Annotated in this window: 20 protein-coding genes; 7 read left to right on the top strand and 13 right to left on the bottom strand. The window is 33.5% G+C overall.

What is annotated here, in order from left to right; genetic code table 11:
• Positions 1 to 106: 106 nt before the first annotated feature.
• The 4 genes from GXM16_RS03370 to GXM16_RS03355 all read right to left on the bottom strand — a co-directional run bounded on the left by GXM16_RS03370 (position 107) and on the right by GXM16_RS03355 (position 4,172).
• Positions 107 to 1,699, bottom strand: coding sequence for a porin family protein (locus GXM16_RS03370; RefSeq protein WP_163392708.1), 1,593 nt, complete (start codon positions 1,697 to 1,699; stop codon positions 107 to 109).
• 37 nt (positions 1,700 to 1,736) lie between these two features.
• A complete protein-coding gene (locus tag GXM16_RS03365) occupies positions 1,737 to 2,456 on the bottom strand; it encodes a hypothetical protein (RefSeq protein WP_163392706.1) in 720 nt (239 codons plus the stop codon).
• Complete coding sequence (locus tag GXM16_RS03360) at positions 2,443 to 3,003, bottom strand: RNA polymerase sigma factor (protein ID WP_163392704.1); 561 nt, start codon at positions 3,001 to 3,003, stop codon at positions 2,443 to 2,445. Before GXM16_RS03360 ends, GXM16_RS03365 begins: the two co-directional genes overlap by 14 nt.
• A gap of 191 nt (positions 3,004 to 3,194) precedes the next feature.
• On the bottom strand, positions 3,195 to 4,172 hold the full coding sequence (locus GXM16_RS03355) for a polyprenyl synthetase family protein (protein WP_163392702.1): 978 nt from the start codon (positions 4,170 to 4,172) through the stop codon (positions 3,195 to 3,197).
• Between the two features lie 157 nt (positions 4,173 to 4,329).
• Here GXM16_RS03355 and GXM16_RS03350 point away from each other — a divergent pair, with 157 nt between their 5' ends.
• Positions 4,330 to 5,190 (top strand): hypothetical protein, encoded by an 861-nt coding sequence (locus GXM16_RS03350; RefSeq protein ID WP_163392700.1) that lies wholly within the window; start codon positions 4,330 to 4,332, stop codon positions 5,188 to 5,190.
• An 83-nt stretch (positions 5,191 to 5,273) separates the two neighbouring features.
• Here the strand turns inward: GXM16_RS03350 and rlmN are convergent, their stop codons facing one another.
• Positions 5,274 to 6,317, bottom strand: a complete 1,044-nt coding sequence (gene rlmN / locus GXM16_RS03345; RefSeq protein ID WP_163392698.1) for a dual-specificity RNA methyltransferase RlmN — start codon at positions 6,315 to 6,317, stop codon at positions 5,274 to 5,276.
• Positions 6,318 to 6,638: 321 nt separating this feature from the next.
• On the opposite strand from rlmN, the gene GXM16_RS03340 reads away from it, so the two are divergent.
• The 5 genes from GXM16_RS03340 to GXM16_RS23040 all read left to right on the top strand — a co-directional run bounded on the left by GXM16_RS03340 (position 6,639) and on the right by GXM16_RS23040 (position 9,339).
• Positions 6,639 to 7,232: a YceI family protein gene (locus tag GXM16_RS03340; RefSeq protein ID WP_163392696.1), complete on the top strand. Its 594-nt coding sequence runs from the start codon at positions 6,639 to 6,641 to the stop codon at positions 7,230 to 7,232.
• Positions 7,233 to 7,449: 217 nt separating this feature from the next.
• Complete coding sequence (locus GXM16_RS03335) at positions 7,450 to 7,803, top strand: hypothetical protein (protein WP_163392694.1); 354 nt, start codon at positions 7,450 to 7,452, stop codon at positions 7,801 to 7,803.
• 112 nt (positions 7,804 to 7,915) lie between these two features.
• Complete coding sequence (locus GXM16_RS03330) at positions 7,916 to 8,557, top strand: O-methyltransferase (protein ID WP_163392692.1); 642 nt, start codon at positions 7,916 to 7,918, stop codon at positions 8,555 to 8,557.
• Positions 8,558 to 8,618: 61 nt separating this feature from the next.
• Positions 8,619 to 8,996: a hypothetical protein gene (locus tag GXM16_RS23045; protein WP_308422524.1), complete on the top strand. Its 378-nt coding sequence runs from the start codon at positions 8,619 to 8,621 to the stop codon at positions 8,994 to 8,996.
• Between the two features lie 103 nt (positions 8,997 to 9,099).
• Positions 9,100 to 9,339, top strand: a complete 240-nt coding sequence (locus tag GXM16_RS23040; RefSeq protein WP_308422525.1) for a phytanoyl-CoA dioxygenase family protein — start codon at positions 9,100 to 9,102, stop codon at positions 9,337 to 9,339.
• Positions 9,340 to 9,451: 112 nt separating this feature from the next.
• Here the strand turns inward: GXM16_RS23040 and GXM16_RS03320 are convergent, their stop codons facing one another.
• The 8 genes from GXM16_RS03320 to GXM16_RS03285 form a co-directional block, all read right to left on the bottom strand.
• A complete protein-coding gene (locus tag GXM16_RS03320; protein ID WP_163392690.1) occupies positions 9,452 to 10,015 on the bottom strand; it encodes a phosphatase PAP2 family protein in 564 nt (187 codons plus the stop codon).
• Between the two features lies 1 nt (position 10,016).
• Entirely contained in the window at positions 10,017 to 10,364 is a 348-nt protein-coding gene (locus GXM16_RS03315; protein WP_163392688.1) for a Sec-independent protein translocase subunit TatA/TatB, read from the bottom strand.
• A 103-nt stretch (positions 10,365 to 10,467) separates the two neighbouring features.
• Positions 10,468 to 12,711, bottom strand: a complete 2,244-nt coding sequence (locus GXM16_RS03310; protein ID WP_163392686.1) for a M1 family metallopeptidase — start codon at positions 12,709 to 12,711, stop codon at positions 10,468 to 10,470.
• A 151-nt stretch (positions 12,712 to 12,862) separates the two neighbouring features.
• A complete protein-coding gene (locus GXM16_RS03305) occupies positions 12,863 to 13,369 on the bottom strand; it encodes a DUF6702 family protein (RefSeq protein WP_163392684.1) in 507 nt (168 codons plus the stop codon).
• Entirely contained in the window at positions 13,366 to 14,121 is a 756-nt protein-coding gene (bamP, locus tag GXM16_RS03300) for a BamP family beta-barrel-assembly machinery protein (protein ID WP_163392682.1), read from the bottom strand. The genes GXM16_RS03305 and bamP overlap by 4 nt, the downstream gene beginning before the upstream one ends.
• Complete coding sequence (locus GXM16_RS03295) at positions 14,111 to 14,836, bottom strand: carboxypeptidase-like regulatory domain-containing protein (protein ID WP_163392680.1); 726 nt, start codon at positions 14,834 to 14,836, stop codon at positions 14,111 to 14,113. The genes bamP and GXM16_RS03295 overlap by 11 nt, the downstream gene beginning before the upstream one ends.
• Positions 14,823 to 15,590 carry a carboxypeptidase-like regulatory domain-containing protein gene (locus GXM16_RS03290; protein WP_163392678.1) on the bottom strand — a complete coding sequence of 256 codons (768 nt, stop codon included), beginning with the start codon at positions 15,588 to 15,590 and terminating at the stop codon, positions 14,823 to 14,825. The genes GXM16_RS03295 and GXM16_RS03290 overlap by 14 nt, the downstream gene beginning before the upstream one ends.
• A complete protein-coding gene (locus tag GXM16_RS03285; protein ID WP_163392676.1) occupies positions 15,580 to 16,344 on the bottom strand; it encodes a peptidase associated/transthyretin-like domain-containing protein in 765 nt (254 codons plus the stop codon). The genes GXM16_RS03290 and GXM16_RS03285 overlap by 11 nt, the downstream gene beginning before the upstream one ends.
• Positions 16,345 to 16,504: 160 nt before the next feature.
• Here GXM16_RS03285 and pepE point away from each other — a divergent pair, with 160 nt between their 5' ends.
• Positions 16,505 to 17,212: a dipeptidase PepE gene (pepE, locus tag GXM16_RS03280; protein ID WP_163392674.1), complete on the top strand. Its 708-nt coding sequence runs from the start codon at positions 16,505 to 16,507 to the stop codon at positions 17,210 to 17,212.
• Positions 17,213 to 17,243: the final 31 nt, after the last annotated feature.

The following is a 17,243-nucleotide window of genomic DNA, read 5'->3' as shown; positions in this document are numbered from 1 at the left end:
TTGAAAGCCTGTAAAAGTACATAAATCATCTTTCAAAATTTAATGATTTAGTATAAAAAAAGCACCTCTTTCGAAGTGCTTTCTACTAACTAACCTAATTGTATTCTTAATTAAAATCAAATCTTAGGCCTAACGAAATATTATTTTGATCTACGATATTATTTTCAAATAAAGGTTGCAAATCATATTTCAAATATAAACTTGTAGCTTTGTATCCTACGTAAGTGCTTAAACCATAGTTAAAATCATTAACATTATAATTACCTTTGGTTTTTTGTTTCACATCATTCCCGTTTGCATCATCGAAAGAAAGAATTTGTTTCGATTTCAGTCTAAACCCGGCATAACCACCCAAACCAACCCGCACACTTTTGTGAGTCCTAAAATAACTAACATTATCTCGAATTTCTTTCTTTGTAAAATCAAACTCTAAATGCAGAGGAACCATGACATATACATTCCTAAAACGTGATTCATCTAAATTCACAGTATTGGTTATTAAGTCGGTTTGTTCTCCATTTTTTTGAAAATAGCGATTATCTGTCGCTCTCAGATTGTTATACATCAAAGACATCCCGTACTTAAAATGTAATAAATTATCCTCTTTCAAAATTCTGGTATTATACGTTAGTCCCCATTCGTAAAAATGAGAATCCAAATACTTAAAATCAGAATTTGCAACTTTTTTATCAGTCATCAGATTATTAAATCCTGCAGCAAAAACCATCTGACTTGTAGTACGTTTTGATTGACGATTGTGTTTGTCCTTCTGACCATTATAAAATTTCAGTCCGGTAAGATTCAATTCTCTGCTATGTTCGCCAATCGAATCAGTATTAATCCCCAAAACTAATTTGGTTCTATCTCTCGAAATTACTTCATTTTCAAATTTCCCATCAACTTTATCCTGAACCAGCTGATTTAATTTTGTTTCTTCAATAGCTATATTTTTTTCAATATTTGCAGCTCGAAACTGAGCTTTTTTTAATTTAAGTTCCTCTCCCTTTTCTTTAGAAATGATTCCATTTGCAACTTGATTGTCTAATGAATCTACTTCAGTTTTTAGAGCTTTTTTTTCATTATCAGTAACTTTTTTAATTTGATTAGCAATTGCTTTTGCTCTTTTTTCAAATGAGATTTCTTTGTGTTCACGCCCTTTATTGAGGCCTGTTTCCGGAACTGTATCTGCAACCACCTCAAGTATTATATCTTTAAACCAAATTTGGCCAGTTCCATCTAATAAAGCACCGTACGAAATAGATGTTGCTTCAGTGGGAACAAACAAAACAACTTCATACTTTTGCCATTCTCTTGTTCCTTTTATTGCTCTTTTTTCCATGTTATCAAAAGCAAGTGTCCCAACATCATAATAATCAACACGCATCCAAAGTCCTGCCCATGATTTTACACTTTCACTTTTAACATAAGCAGTCATTTTGACTGTTTTCCCTAAATATAAATCAGGCTTTATAGTTTTCATAAGAGTTCCAAAACCATTGATTTTACTTTCAACAGATTTAATTTTTAATACATTTTGATTACTGAATTCTGGGCTTTTCTCAGGTCCCATTTCGTAACTGGCAGGCATCGAACCTCTATTTTTCCATTCTGAAGTACTTTTTATTGAATCTGGATTTTGGGCATTTGATTTAGTCACAAGAGCAACTAACATCATTATAAGTAAAATAATTTTTTGCATGATTTTCGTTTTTTGATTGATGATTGATGATTTTTATTTATTCTTCGTAATTTCTATTCACTATGACAGTTTTTACAGCCTTAAAATTTTTGTTAAACTTATCCAATGCAGATTCTCTGAAAGATTGATTTAATTCTTTTTCCGCATTTAACAATAATTCGTTTGGATTTACTGAAATAACTTTTCTCCTTTTTTCAATTGCCTCTACAGTTGTTTTTGCTTGAAATTTAGTTTCATTCACTTCTGCCAATAATTTTTCTGCAGATATATATTGATTTTTAGCAGTTGATTGGTAAATATTTTCCTCAGGAGAAACAGCTGTCGCATTATCTTCTTTTAAAGTATTAGTCATTAAAGGCTCAAGTTTATTTTTGAATTGATTCAGTTGCTTACCTGGATTATTATTGTAAACAGCTACGGCTTGATTCTTTGTTACTTTTTTCTGAATTTGTACAGGTGAAATACTCTTCTTAATTATTTCTTGTTTGTTTAAAATAACTTTATCTGTTTTTTGCTCAAGGACTAGTGGGACACCTTTATTTGTTCTGACAAATTCAAAACGATTAAAATAAACCGTACCCGCTAACAAAAAAGCAAGAATACCTGCAGCCACATACAGCCATTTAAAATTGCGTTTTGGTTTGCTATCAACAGCATTGAGCATTGCGTCTAATTTATCCCAAGCCATTTCCGACGGTTTTATCTCCCGGGAATTTAATTGCTCTTTGAATTGTTTTTCAATTTTATTCAGTTCCATAACAATAATTTTTTAACTTACTAATCTGTTCCTGCAACATCTTTCTGGCGTGCGATAATTGCGATTTTGATGTTCCTTCATTAATTCCTAACATCTTGGCTATTTCATTGTGTTTATAACCTTCGATTGCATACAAATTGAAAACCATTTTATATCCGTCCGGCAAGGCATCAATTAAAAACTGAATTTGGTCTACTGTAAACTGACTGTCGATTTCGTTGAAACTTTCTTCGGTAAAAAATTCATCTTCGACAAATTTTACTTTTTTCTGAACTCTTAGATACGAAATGCATTCGTTAACCATAATCCGGCGAATCCAGCCTTCAAAACTTCCTTTATGTTCAAACTTGCTCAAATTCGTAAACACTTTCATAAAAGCGGTTATCATTACATCTTCTGCCAGCTGAATGTCTTTTATATATTGACGGCAAACGCTTAACATTTTTGAAGAAAACTTACTATAAATCTGCTGCTGTGCCTGTCGGTTATTTTCGACAGCCAGCTTTATGATTTTAGCTTCTTCGTGATATAACTGAATAATTTTCATTAATAAGCGTTCGGTTTTGGTTTTAGAAACAGACTTCTATTTGCATAGACGAGATAAGTTTTAAAATGGTTGCATGAGAAGGAAAAATTTCAATAAAAAAAAATCAAATTCCAAAAAACACAAAGATAAATAACTGATTTACAACAAAGTAAAACAATTTTATAATTATCTAATTTTCTAATTAAAAAGAATTATTTCTTTCTTTCAATAACGTAATTCACCATCAAAGTAAGTGCATCTTTGAATTCAGAATCCGGGTAATTTTCTAAAAGGGAGAGTGCTTCCTGCTGGAATTCGACCATTTTGTTTTCGGCGTAAGCCAGACCATTATTGTTTTTTACAAAGGCAATCACTTCTTTCACTCGTTTTTTGTCTTTGTTATGGTTTTTGATGGAGTTGATGAGCCACTTTTTTTCCTGCGGAGTACAGGTATTTAAAACATGTATTAAAGGCAAAGTCATTTTTTGCTCTTTAATATCGATTCCGGTTGGTTTTCCGATAGCTTCTTCGCTGTAGTCGAATAAGTCGTCTTTGATCTGAAAAGCCATTCCGATAAGCTCACCGAATTTACGCATATTCTCAACCTGAATATCGTCTTCGATTACTGCTTTCGCCCCAAGAGCGCAACAAGCAGCAATAAGCGTAGCGGTTTTTTTCCGGATGATTTCGTAATAAACCTCTTCGGTGATATCAAGTCTTCTTGCTTTTTCAATCTGAAGTAATTCGCCTTCGCTCATTTCACGCACAGCAACAGAAATAATTTTTAAAAGATCAAAATCACCATTGTCGATTGAAAGCAACAGTCCTTTTGAGAGCAAATAATCCCCAACTAAAACCGCAATTTTGTTTTTCCAAAGTGCATTGATAGAGAAAAATCCGCGTCGACGATTGCTATCGTCAACAACATCATCATGAACTAAAGTTGCAGTATGAATCAGTTCAATTACAGAAGCGCCACGATAGGTTCTCTCATTTACAATACCGCCTGAAACCATTTTTGCAGTCAAAAAAACAAACATAGGACGCATTTGTTTTCCTTTACGATTTACAATATAATAGGTTATACGGTTTAATAATGCAACCTTTGAGGTCATTGATTCGTAGAACTTTTTTTCGAAAAGTTCCATTTCATTAAAAATAGGCTGTTTTATTTGAGAAGTAATATTCATTTCGTTTTCAAATATACTATTTTAAATAAAAAAACGTTGTTTATTTAGGTTAGTATAACATTTTTTTATGTGCTAATTCTAAAAATCACCAAAAAAACATCTAATTCTAATACCTAATTTGAAGCCTTAATTAAAAGTAGAACTTAAATTATTTATTATGAAGACAAAAATTTCATTCTTCGGGACATGCATCATTTTATGTTTTTTCATGAGTTGTAACTCCGATGAAAATACAAATGACGGAACGGCCAAAACAATTTCTAATGATGAAATCATCACCAATTCTAAAATAGATGCGTCTATAGAAGATGTTACCAATATTGCAGAAGATCAATTTACCGCACAACAAAACATCAATAATAAACCAGACGGACTCATCAAAAACTTTCTGCCAAGTTGTGCTACGGTTACTACAGCCCTAACCAATAATACATGGACAAAAACTGTTGATTTTGGTATTGAAGGCTGTACACTTGAAAATGGCAATTCTGTAAAAGGAAAAATGGTTATTTCATTCTCTAATGATTTTTCAGCCTCGACTCAAACTATCAGTTACACTTTCGAGGGATTTTATCATAATGGTAAAAAACTTCAGGGGAGCAAAAGCATTGTCCGTACTAAAAAAGCTACCGCCTTACAATCAGAAGTACATCCTGTCCTGACAGCAGCAATAGACTTAACCATTACGTTTGATGACGGAGGAGTTTATACCCGAAAAGGAACTTTGACAAAAGAAACCATTGCAGGTTATGATACCTGGTTTAATTGGGAAGACAATGTTACTGTTGTTACCGGAAGCGGAACAACAACTTTCCCAAATGGTGATACTTTCTCAGCCGAAATCACTACACCACTTGAATTTAACGGTACTTGCAAAAAACCATTTGCTTTAAAAGGGATTTTATCTATCACAAAAAATGGTGCAAACGCTATTGTTGATTACGGAAACGGTGACTGCAATACTCTTGTAAATGTAACCAAAGATGGCATAACTACAGAAATAGATTTGAAAAAATAACCCCTTTTTTGCCCAAAAGAAAAGCATTAAAAACAAGTACGAATTTTGTTTTTAATGCTTTTTGTTCTTAGAAATATTTATTCCTATGCTTCTTTATTCGCTAATTGTCCGCAGGCAGCATCAATATCCTTTCCGCGGCTTCGGCGTACTTTTACCACCACTCCAATATTTTCCAATGCTTTTATATAAGCCAGAATAGATTCTTCTGAAGCTTGTTGAAACTCCCCGTCATCAATTGGATTGTATTCAATCAGATTGACTTTACAGGGAACATATTTACAAAATTTGACCAAAGCATCTACAGCCGCTTTATTATCATTAATTCCTTTCCAGACCACGTATTCATATGAAACTTTACTTTTGGTCTTTCGATACCAGTATTCCAAAGCTTCGCGCAAATCTTTTAAGGGAAAATTTTGGCTAAAAGGCATGATTCGTGCACGAACTTCATCAATTGCAGAATGCAGGGAAACCGCCAATTTGAATTTCACATCATCGTCGGCCATTTTTTTAATCATTTTCGGAATTCCTGATGTTGAAACCATGATACGTTTTGGCGACATTCCTAAACCTTCCGGTGAAGTAATCATATCAATAGCTTTGATAACATTATTATAATTCATCAAAGGTTCACCCATTCCCATAAAAACAATATTTGAAAGCGGATGATTGTGATACAAACGGCTTTCTTTATCAATTGCCAGAACCTGATCGTAAATTTCGCCCGGTTCCAGATTTCGCATTCTTTTTAATCTGGCTGTTGCACAGAAATTACAATCCAGACTGCATCCCACCTGACTGGACACACAGGCTGTTGTTCTGGTCTCAGTAGGAATCAAAACAGATTCTACGACCAGACCGTCATGCAGACGAACTGCGTTTTTTACAGTTCCGTCATTGCTTCGCTGCATTGTATCAACCTTGATATGATTAATCACAAAGTTGTTTTCAAGCATCGCCCTTGTAGGTTTTGCTACATTGGTCATATCATCAAAGCTATGTGCTCCCTTGCTCCACAACCACTCATACACCTGGTTTCCACGAAAAGCTTTATCATTATTTGCAACAAAAAACTCACGTAACTGATCTTTTGATAGGGCTCTTATGTCTTTTTTCTCAATTTGCATGTTGCAAAGTTAATCACTTTTGTTATTTTTTTCAGCTTTTTGAAACCATTCTTGCTCAATGCCGGTAAAATAGAATACCTAATTAGGGAATTATCAAAAACAATAAAATACAATATCTTATAGTCTAGCATAACTTACATAAGTAGTTATTACATTTTAACTCTCAATCTCACTATGATTATAATGCTATAATACTTTTTTAACCATGATTTTTATCAGCTTCACTGCGCTAAATTCCGAATAAATTTGGTACAAGAAAAGACAGCAGTTTTTCTGGCAAAACCAATGTCTTACTTATTTTAAACCCAAATATGCATACAGATGAGAACAATCAAATCAATTTTATTCGCAATCGTAATCACATTGTCATTACAAGTAAACGCACAAAAAAAATATACCATAGAAAGAGCAGCCTTTGAGGTTGCGGGTACTTCTACGGTACACGACTGGTCTATGAAATCTACTGAGGCAACCGGTTCTGCAATCATAACCGCAACAGATTCTAAACTGACAGATATTAAAAGTTTAACCATTACGGTAGCAGCAGAAAGCATTAAAAGCAGTAAGACCAGTATGGATGAAATCGCTTATGAAACGCTGGACACCAAAACGCACAAAGCTATCAGATATGTTTTAAAATCTGCAGATAAAGTAAATGAAACGACCTGGAATTTCACCGGAACCTATACAATTGCCGGGGTTAGTAAAGATTTTAGAACTCAGGTAAGGATAACAGCGAACGAAAATGGAAACTTTACTTTGAAAGGCTCTAACAGAATAACTTTTGGAGACTTTGAGATGGCACCTCCTACGGCTGCTCTTGGAGTGGTAAGAACAGGAAAAGAATTAACCATTATATTCAATATTAGTTTGACAGATTTCGGCAAAAATGATACTAATTTAGTTGTTAAATAAACAGAGGAATTTCAAATAAATGATTAAATTAATTGTATAAAACTAATTCATAAAAAAATTAGGTTTCGGTTGAAAAAGTAAAATTTTGGCACGGGAATTGTCTTGCACTCAAAAGGAAAATAATCTTACAAAGAGCGCTTCATTTAAAAATTTGTACTTTTATTTTTTCAGCTTTATAACCTTTATATTTTATCAATTTTTAAAAAATTAATTAATCATGAAAAAACAAATTTTAAGTTTAGCAGTTATCGCTTTATTAGCATTCGGAGTTCAGTCTTGTGAAGACAAAAAAGCAAACAAACCTGAAGATGAATTGACACTTGGCAACAAAGTAGATTCACTGACATCAGATATTGAAGAAGTAAAAGACAGTGCCGTTGTGAAAGCAGAAAATGCAGCCGATAAAGCAAAAGCAGCTACTGAGGAAGCAAAAGAAAAAACTAAAGAGACCATAGAAGATGTAAAAGATGCTACTAAAAAAGGTGCTGAAAAAGTAGAAGCTGCTGCTAAAGCTGCTAAAGACGGCACAGTGAAAACTGCAAAAGATGTAAATGAAGCCTTGAAAAAATAATTTCATCAGAATTCAAAATCAAGACCATTCGCTAAAACGGATGGTTTTTTTATGCAAAAAAGTTACCCGATATTTTTTGTATTTTTGTCCTTCAAATTTAGAAGATTATCTCATGCATTTTATATCACAGGAATTAGAAGATTATATCGAACAGCATTCTGAAAACGAACCGGAATTACTCGCCAGATTAAATAAAGAAACGTATCAGAAAATTCTATTGCCCAGAATGTTAAGCGGACATTTTCAGGGTCGTGTTTTAAGTATGCTATCGAAACTGATCCGACCGCTAAATATTTTGGAAATAGGGACCTATACCGGTTATGCAGCTTTGTGCCTTTGTGAAGGAATGCAGGAAAACGGACAGCTTCACACCATTGATATTAAAGAAGAGCTTGTTGATTTTCAGCGTAAATATTTTGATGCTTCGCCATGGGGACAACAAATTTTTCAGCATTTGGGCGAAGCAATCGATATTATTCCGACTCTGGATGTGAAATTTGACTTGGTTTTTATTGATGCTGATAAAGAAAACTACATTAATTACTGGGAAATGATTGTTCCGAAAATGAATAAGGGCGGAATCATTTTGTCTGACAATGTTTTATGGAGCGGAAAAATCCTCGAACCGGTACATCCTAATGATGTAAGTACAAAAATACTTTTAGAATATAATTTGCTTTTGAAAAATGATCCTAGAGTAGAAACAGTTTTATTGCCAATTCGTGATGGATTGACTGTTTCGAGAGTGCTTTAATTACTTAAGCAAAGTGACTGAGTTACTAAGATTTTGAGGTTTTGACCAAAAACTATTTTTAATGAGCCATTTACACGAAATAAATTCTAACGGTTTTACAATTATAAATCTGGTTTACACAGAAAGTGAAATTGAAAAATTAATTTCTATAATTGAAAATACAACTGAAAGTAATCCTGAAAATGCAACTTTCAGGAAATCACAGGATTTGTTTGCTATAAGACAATTTCATAAAGAAGTCCCGGAAAGTTTAGATTTTATTTTTAACCAAAATTTAAAACATATTATTGAAGAGACTTTTGGTGAAGGGTATTTTATAACCAAATCCATTTATTTTGACAAACCTGAAAAATCAAACTGGTTTGTGGCATATCATCAGGATTTGACCATTTCTGTCAATAAAAAAATTGAGATTGCCAATTTGAAAACTGGACTGTAAAACAAAACCAGTTTGCAGTTCAGCCGCCTGTAAAATTCTGGAAAACAATTTCACTATCAGAATTCATATTGATAAAACTACGAGAAATAATGGTGCTTTGAAAGTGATCAATAATTCACACTCAAAAGGAGTTTTAAGGATTGAAAATCTGGATTTCGAAAAAAAAGAAGAAACGATTTGTGAAGTTGAAAAAGGTGGTATCATGATTATGAAACCTTTATTGTTTCATGCTTCAAACAAAACTACAAATAACGAAAGACGAAGAGTTATTCATATTGAATTTAGCAAACACGAACTTCCGAACGAATTAGAGTGGAGTGAGAAAACAGTTCTTTTGGACTAATATTTTGTTTTGAAAACACAAATGTCATAGCCCGGATGGAAGCGGCATCCTTTTGTTTTTTCTTTAAAAAAAACAAAAGATATAGCGGACAGCCGGAAACAGCTCCTGAAAATTATCCCGGAAAATATTTTGCCTTTAAATTTTGATAGATTTTGAACATCAAAAATCCGAAAAGCGCTCCAAAAAAATAACCTGTAAGTATATCTCCAGGGTAATGCAATCCTAAGTAAATACGGCTATAGGCGAAGATTAAAGGCCATAAAAACAAGAATCCTAAATATTTAAAATGGTGTTTTAAAACGAAAAATAAAAAGGTAGCTACAGCCATAGTATTAGCGGCATGACCTGAGAAAAAACTGTATGATTTTCGGGATTGTACTACCCTGATAATTGTATTGATTTCAGGATTATTACAAGGTCGTAAGCGTTGAAAAGTAGTTTTAAATAAATTAGTAGCCTGATCTGTAAAAGCAACTAGTACAGCTATAAAAAGCAGTAAATACAAGGTTTGTTTTCCCCCTATTTTTCTGTATATAAGATAAAACATTAATAAAAAAACAGGAGTCCAGTAAAGTTGTTTGGTAATAATCAGCCAAAGCGGATCGTATGTTTCAGAACCTAAACTATTAAGATACACAAGCAAACTGGTATCTAATTCCTGTATTTTTTCGAGCATATTATCTTTGACGTTTTATAGGTCCTGAAATGGAGTCGATATCTTCTTTTACTTTATTAATTTCTGTTGCTGTATCTCCCAAAAAGTTTCCGGAATCACCAAGCAGATTGGTTTTTGCATCATTGATCTGAGCATTGATATTACCGGTTATGTCAGTCAGGGATTTTGTGTCAAAACCATTTTCCTCTGCCCCTTTTTGAATTTCGTTTTTAATATCGTTTGTTGCATTTTTTAACTGTGCCATCGCTTTACCCATCGTTCGGGCAATTTCAGGCACTTTATCTGAACCAAAAAGCATTAGCACTATAAACATTATAAAAACTAATTCTCCTCCTCCTATACCAAACATATCTTTTATTTTTTTGTGTCACAAAGATATTAAATTTTGCAGGCACGTGTTCTAAAATTTACTTAAAAAAAGACTCTTTTCAGAGTGATTTTAAATTTTATATTTAATCAAATTTTGACTTTTGTTCTGCTTTTGGCCACGAATTGTTGGCTACGTCAATATCAGCTGTCAATAATTTCGGATCTATATGAATACTTTTAATTGCTTTTTCAGTTGCATAAACCTTCTTAGCCGTTGTATTATTTTTTCGCCAGATTTGTGCCGGGTACTTATAATTATCTTTTGTACCGTCTTCATAAGTAATTTCAACCAAAATTGGCATAATCATTCCGCCAGGTTTATTAAATTCAACTTCATAAAAATATTTAGGTGATTTTATACTTGCTTTTTCCTCGGCACTGAAAGTTTCGTTTATATAATCTGAGAGTGTTTTAAAATCTTCAACTTTCAGGGGCTTTTTATTCGAAGCACTTACTTCTGTATTATCACCTGCTACCAAATAAACAAATGGCCCTTTTTCGTAACCGAAGCGTCCTTTTCTCACTTTGACATTTTTGATATCTGTTGTTGGAGTTTCAGAAACATAATATTGCTTTACCTCTTTGATTCCGATATCTACAAAATCAGTTGAATAAAACCATCCTCTCCAAAACCAGTCTAAATCAACTGCAGAAGCATCTTCCATCGTTCTGAAAAAATCTTCCGGAGTTGGATGTTTGAACTTCCATCTGTTGGCATAGGTTTTAAAAGCATAATCAAACAATTCTCTGCCCATTACGACTTCTCTCAGAATATTGAGCCCTGTAGCCGGTTTTCCGTAGGCATTATTTCCAAATTGATGGATGGTTTCAGAATTAGACATAATGGGCTCCAAAAACTTCTGGTCTCCACTCATATACGGAACAATATTTTTGGCAGGCCCGCGTCTTGAAGGAAATTTTGGATCCAGTTCCTGTTCTGCCAGATATTCTAAAAATGAGTTTAAACCTTCATCCATCCAGGTCCATTGACGCTCATCTGAGTTTACAATCATCGGGAAGAAAGTGTGTCCAACTTCGTGAATTATTACACCTATCATTCCGTTTTTAACTTCCCTGCTGGTTACGCCATTTTCATCAGGACGCCCGTAGTTCCAGCAAATCATTGGATATTCCATTCCCTGATCTTCAGCTGAAACTGAAACTGCTTTAGGATAAGGGTAGTCAAATGTGTGTGAAGAATAACTTTTTAAAGTATGTGCCACAGTTAACGTTGAAGTTTCTCCCCAAAGCGGATTTGCTTCTTTTGGATAAACCGATTCGGCCATTACGGTTCGGCTTCCAATTTTTACAGCCATAGCGTCGTAAATAAATTTTCTTGAAGAAGCGATTCCGAAATCGCGCACATTTTTTGCACTGAATTTCCATGTTTTTTTCTTTTCAGAAAAACCTTTTTCAGCTGCTTCAGCTTCAGTCTGTGTTACAATTACAACCGGTTTGTCAAAAGATTTCTGAGCCTGTTGGTAACGTTTTACCTGTTCAGGCGTAAAAACTTCGCTTCTGTTTATTAGTTCCCCAGTGGCATTTATAACGTGATCAGCAGGAACTGTAATATTTACATCAAAATTTCCAAATGGTAATGCGAATTCTCCGCTTCCCCAGAACTGCATGTTCTGCCAGCCCTCAACATCATTATAAACCGCCATTCGAGGGTAAAACTGAGCAATTACATACAATTTGTTGCCATCTTTCTCAAACAATTCATAACCCGAACGCCCGCCTTCTTTTTGATAATTATTGATATTGTACCACCATTTTATAGCCAGTGAAATTTTTTCTCCGGGTTTTAAAGGTTTATCCAGATTGATACGCATCATGGTTTCATTGATTGTATAGGACATCGGATTTCCTTTCGAATCTTTTACATATTCGATATTAAAACCACGTTCAAGGTTTTTCTTCAGATATTTATCTGAAAAGCTCCCTAATGGAAATACCTGATTAATTTTTTCACCTTCTGCCAAAGTTGACTGAGTATTGGCTTTAGCCTGATTCTGATCCAGCTGAATCCATAGATATTCTAAACTGTCAGGCGAATTATTGGAATACGTAATTGTTTCAGAACCGTTTAATTTTGAGTTTTTATCGTCTAATTCAATATCAATCTTGTAGTCTGCCTGTTGTTGGTAATAGGCAGGGCCTGGCGCACCTGATGCTGTACGAAACATATTTGGCGTAGCCATTAAATCGTACATCTGGCTAAATTTGTTCGTATCATACTTTCCTTGTTGCTTTGGAGCAGTATCCGTATTTTTTTCCTGAGCAAATAACATAACAGGAAAAAGCAATAGTAATGAAAGTCTTTTCATATGCAGAATTTATTATTTTTTGGTATATGTAATTCGCATATCATAATTGGTAACTGCAACCAATTCCTGAATGATGCTCATTTCATAAATATTTTTGGAATTTTTTGATGCGGTGAAAATAGCAATTAAAACAACAACCTTCACCTGTTCATTAATACTTTAACACTTCTTTCCTTGAAGATTCTGTAAAAAGAACACTTCTTTTAGTACCATAGGCTGAAATATGTGTAATGTTTTGCTGTTCAGAATTCCAGCTTGTCAAAATTGTGTTTGTAATTTCTAATGTTTTAAATTTTTCTACGGCAGTAATTCTGGAATAACAAACCAAAACATCATCTGCTTCGAGTTCTTTGGATAAAAAGACAATGGTTTTGGGCTGACCGTTTATTTTAATGCTGAAATTTTCTGCAAGGTATCTTTTTAACAAATCCAGATCGGTCTGGGTTTCTTTTTCAGTTCCGATAAAGGTTTTTTTATGATATTTTTTTTCGATTGCATTATTCAGGTCATCCACAAAGATTCTTGAAGTTATCTGAATCATTTTTTTTTCAACCGCATAATTCACCTGAAAAATCCCCATGTAGAATTTATGAAATGCAAAAGACGACAGTGATAAAAACAATATTCCAACAAGGGAATACATTATATTCTTTTTCATTTTTGGCTTACCTCAGCATTCTTAAAATCTTTATTTTTATTAATCATAAAATCTATCAATTCAAACTTTTGATCCGCTTTTAAATGCCTTTTGGATTCAGCATCATTAGAGCAATACATTAAAAACAAATCAATTTCATCTTCTTTTAGCCCCAGTGTTTTAGTGTAAAAGTCAGGTGTAAAATTGTCTTTAGCATAGGCAACGAAAGCAATATCACTTATGACTTCTTCTTCAACTTCTTTGTCTTTACGAAGCAGCTTTTTCACATCTTTAAAAATTCGGACAAAATCGGTTCCGTATTTAATTGTCTGATCTGAATACATTACCTTATTTTTTGGAGAAGACAGTTTATCATCTTCAAACTGTGTATCAACAATACTTTGAGAGCCTCCCTGTAATGATTTTACTTTTAATTCTTTATGAACCAAAACCTCTTTTAATTCAACATTTACTAAATCCAAAGACACTGAAAAAAGCACTTCTGCACAGTCTTTTTCTGTTAGTACAACTTTTTTGGACTGAAACGCCATACCTGTGAAAAGTAGGGTATCTTTAGGTCTTGCCACGATATCAAACAATCCGTTTGGCCCTATAAAAGTTCTGGTATTAGCATTTATATTCATAACATTACCCGTTTCTATAGGAAGAGAACTATTAACCGCTCTTCCGTGTAAAGGTTTTCTCGAATTAGTCTGTCCTATTATAAATTGACAAAATAAACATACTACAAATACTCCTAATTTACTTTTCATGTTCTATGATTTTTAGATATTCCTGAGCCAAACCTGTTATTAAAAACATACTCATCGTTTTATTCTTAGTACTCAAAGATACAGCAAATTCGGGACTATCCACGCAATAAAGCTGAAATCCTTTGATATGTTCTGACGGAATTTTAAGACGATCTGTATAATAGTTTTCTTCAAAAAGATATTCCATCTTTCTAAAAAGGATTTCTTTTTTCTCAATTTTAGCTTCTTTTTTCAACATTGCAGTTCTTCCGGAAATGGCATTTAATACTTTGTCTACAGAAGTTGATGTTGCGGTATAAACTTTTCGTTCAGCCGGCGTATATTTTTTTTGTCCATGCGGAATAATGCCGAGGTTTTCTGCTGTGATATGGGCATTCTCATTTACAATTACTTCTTTTAGCTCGATTTCTTTTGCTGCCATTTTTATTGTAATTGAATTTGAAGCCAGATCTTCAGCACTAATCCGACGTTTTAAAGGCTCAAGATTTACCGAAGAAAAAACCAAAACATCCCCTTCTTTTACCAGAATAGAAAACATTCCGTTTATATCTGAAACAGCCGTAACCTGCGTATTATTGTTAATAATATTCACGCCATCTACCACAGTAGACTGCTCAAAAATTTGTCCCTGAATTTCTTTGGCACCGTAGGTTTGTCCAAAAGAAATCTGAAGGATAAATAATGAGATGACATATAGAATATTATTTATTTTCACTTGCAATTATTTCATTGTATTTTAATGCTAATTCACTCATTAAAAGAGTTAATTTAGCCTTGTCTTTTTCCTTTAAAAGCATTTTCACCTGTTGGTTCTCGACCAAATAAAACTTAAATCCACGAATATGTTCTGAAGGAATTTTTAAATAGTCAATATAATATTCCTCCTCAAACAAATAACCTAATTCTTCAATATAATATTCTTTTTTTTCAATTTCCAGATTTATCTTTAACTTTTTAGTACGACCGTTTATTTTATTAATAACAGGATCAATTTCTACAGACCCGCCCAATAAACCTAAAAGATGTACAGGTTTAAAATCTCCGGCAGTTGCTAATTTTCGTTCTGCCGGAGTATATTTTTTTTGATCTTTTGGAATAATTCCGAGATTTTCGGCTGTAATATTGGCGTTTTCATTTATGACTACTTCTTTGAGTTCATTTTTTTTTGTTGCCATTTTTATCCGAAGTAAATCTGAAACCAAATCTTCAGCCACAACCCGATATCTTACAGGTTCTAAATTTACGGACGAAAAAACCAAAACATCTCCTTCTTTTACCACAACAGAAAACGCTCCATTTGCATCTGATACAGTTGTAACCTGAGTAGTATTATTAATAATATTTACACCTTCTACAAAAGAGGATTCTTCAAAAATCTGTCCCTTAATTTCTTTTGAAATAACGGCCTGTCCCAGAGAAACCTGCGAAACAGAAAAAATTAAAATAAAGAGTGTAATGTTATTTTTCACTGGCAATTATCTCTTTATATTTAACTGCTAGCTCCCCCAGTAAAAACTCTGTAGAGGTTTTATTTTTTGAATTCAGAATTTTAGTAAAACTTTCATTTTCTACAGCATAATACTCAAAACCTTTTACATATTCAAGAGGAATTTTTAACCTGTCTACAAAATGATCCACCGGGAACATCTTTTCTAAAAGCTTCATAAAAAACTCTTTTTTCTCTACAGCAACTTCTTTCTTCAGCATTGCTGTACGACCTGAAAAGAAATTCAACAACGGATCAGCAGAAACAGAACCTCCGGCCATTGTTCCGGCATTTGCAGTTGGATTTAAAGCTGTGGCAGTATGTAATTTTCTTTCTGCCTCTGTATAAGTTTTTTGACCTGACGGAATAATCCCCAAAGCCACTGCATTAATATTATCGTAACGTTTAATGATTACTTCCTGCAATTGATGCGTGAGAAGGCTTAATTTTACTGAAAAATTAAGGTCTGAGAAATTTTCTTTTGTTAAAACAATTCTGTTTTCCTTGAATTGAATTGATGAAAAAACAAGTGTGTCTCCGATTTTCGCCATTATAGAGAAAGAGCCATCAGCAGCAGTAGTTGCCATTACTTCGGTTTGCGCATTAATTACATAAACCCCTTCCAGATCAATTGTATTTGAAACGATTTTTCCTTTTAGCATTGTACGCTGCTCATCCTGAGACCAGCCAGTCTGAAACAAAAGCAATACTGAAAAACAAATAATCTTCGAAATCAAAATAAAAAAATTAGAATTACTCTTAAAATGTAAAAATATCCTAATGTGCTCCAAATTTACTATTAACAGCTTGATAAAAATATGTTAATTAAAATCCGCTTTTTAACAGCCAAAATTCCCTTTTTTAATACCTTTAAACCTGAAAACCATTTAGAATTTTATGAAAAAAGTTATTATTGCCAGTACATCTACCTTGCATGGCAGCAGCTATTTAGAATATTTGTTACCTTCCTTGAAATTACATTTTAAAGACTGTAAAAACCTTTTATTTATCCCATATGCACGTCCTGGCGGAATTTCTCATGATGAATACACTGCAAAAGCCTCAGAAGCTTTTGCGAAAATCAATATTTCTGTAAAAGGAATTCATGAATTTGAAAATCCGGAAACAGCTATAAAAAATGCCGAAGGAATATTTACCGGCGGAGGAAATACTTTTTTACTGGTTTCTCAATTATACAAAAACAATATGATGCAGCTTCTTTCTGAAACTGTCAAAAACGGAACTCCATATTTAGGAACTAGTGCCGGAAGTAATATTTGCGGCCTTTCGATGCAGACCACAAATGACATGCCTATTGTTTATCCGCCAAGCTTTCAGACCTTAGGATTGATTTCTTTTAACCTGAATCCGCATTATTTAGATCCTGAAGAGAAATCTACCCACATGGGAGAAACACGGGAAGAACGTATCAAAGAATTCCATGCATTTAATACAATTCCGGTATTAGGCTTAAGAGAAGGCAGCTGGCTTGAAGTAAAAGGGGAAAAAATTACTTTAAAAGGGAATTTGTCTGCCCGATTATTTTTAAAGAACCAACTTCCGACAGAATTGGCACCTGAAAGTGATTTGGGTAATTTAAAATAGGTGCAAAACAAAAAAACCTCAAACAATTTGT

Origin of the sequence: Flavobacterium limi (genome assembly GCF_010645075.1) — a bacterium.
Classification (GTDB): Bacteria; Bacteroidota; Bacteroidia; order Flavobacteriales; family Flavobacteriaceae; genus Flavobacterium; species Flavobacterium limi.
This window is presented reverse-complemented; position numbering and strand designations above follow the sequence as displayed.

What these genes read in the sequence shown, in the direction of transcription:
- GXM16_RS03370 (WP_163392708.1), bottom strand. Translation starts at nt 1,699, where the DNA reads ATGCAAAAAATTATTTTACTTATAATGATGTTAGTTGCTCTTGTGACT.
- GXM16_RS03365 (WP_163392706.1), bottom strand. Translation starts at nt 2,456, where the DNA reads ATGGAACTGAATAAAATTGAAAAACAATTCAAAGAGCAATTAAATTCC.
- GXM16_RS03360 (WP_163392704.1), bottom strand. Translation starts at nt 3,003, where the DNA reads ATGAAAATTATTCAGTTATATCACGAAGAAGCTAAAATCATAAAGCTG.
- GXM16_RS03355 (WP_163392702.1), bottom strand. Translation starts at nt 4,172, where the DNA reads ATGAATATTACTTCTCAAATAAAACAGCCTATTTTTAATGAAATGGAA.
- GXM16_RS03350 (WP_163392700.1), top strand. Translation starts at nt 4,330, where the DNA reads ATGAAGACAAAAATTTCATTCTTCGGGACATGCATCATTTTATGTTTT.
- rlmN (WP_163392698.1), bottom strand. Translation starts at nt 6,317, where the DNA reads ATGCAAATTGAGAAAAAAGACATAAGAGCCCTATCAAAAGATCAGTTA.
- GXM16_RS03340 (WP_163392696.1), top strand. Translation starts at nt 6,639, where the DNA reads ATGAGAACAATCAAATCAATTTTATTCGCAATCGTAATCACATTGTCA.
- GXM16_RS03335 (WP_163392694.1), top strand. Translation starts at nt 7,450, where the DNA reads ATGAAAAAACAAATTTTAAGTTTAGCAGTTATCGCTTTATTAGCATTC.
- GXM16_RS03330 (WP_163392692.1), top strand. Translation starts at nt 7,916, where the DNA reads ATGCATTTTATATCACAGGAATTAGAAGATTATATCGAACAGCATTCT.
- GXM16_RS23045 (WP_308422524.1), top strand. Translation starts at nt 8,619, where the DNA reads ATGAGCCATTTACACGAAATAAATTCTAACGGTTTTACAATTATAAAT.
- GXM16_RS03320 (WP_163392690.1), bottom strand. Translation starts at nt 10,015, where the DNA reads ATGCTCGAAAAAATACAGGAATTAGATACCAGTTTGCTTGTGTATCTT.
- GXM16_RS03315 (WP_163392688.1), bottom strand. Translation starts at nt 10,364, where the DNA reads ATGTTTGGTATAGGAGGAGGAGAATTAGTTTTTATAATGTTTATAGTG.
- GXM16_RS03310 (WP_163392686.1), bottom strand. Translation starts at nt 12,711, where the DNA reads ATGAAAAGACTTTCATTACTATTGCTTTTTCCTGTTATGTTATTTGCT.
- GXM16_RS03305 (WP_163392684.1), bottom strand. Translation starts at nt 13,369, where the DNA reads ATGAAAAAGAATATAATGTATTCCCTTGTTGGAATATTGTTTTTATCA.
- bamP (WP_163392682.1), bottom strand. Translation starts at nt 14,121, where the DNA reads ATGAAAAGTAAATTAGGAGTATTTGTAGTATGTTTATTTTGTCAATTT.
- pepE (WP_163392674.1), top strand. Translation starts at nt 16,505, where the DNA reads ATGAAAAAAGTTATTATTGCCAGTACATCTACCTTGCATGGCAGCAGC.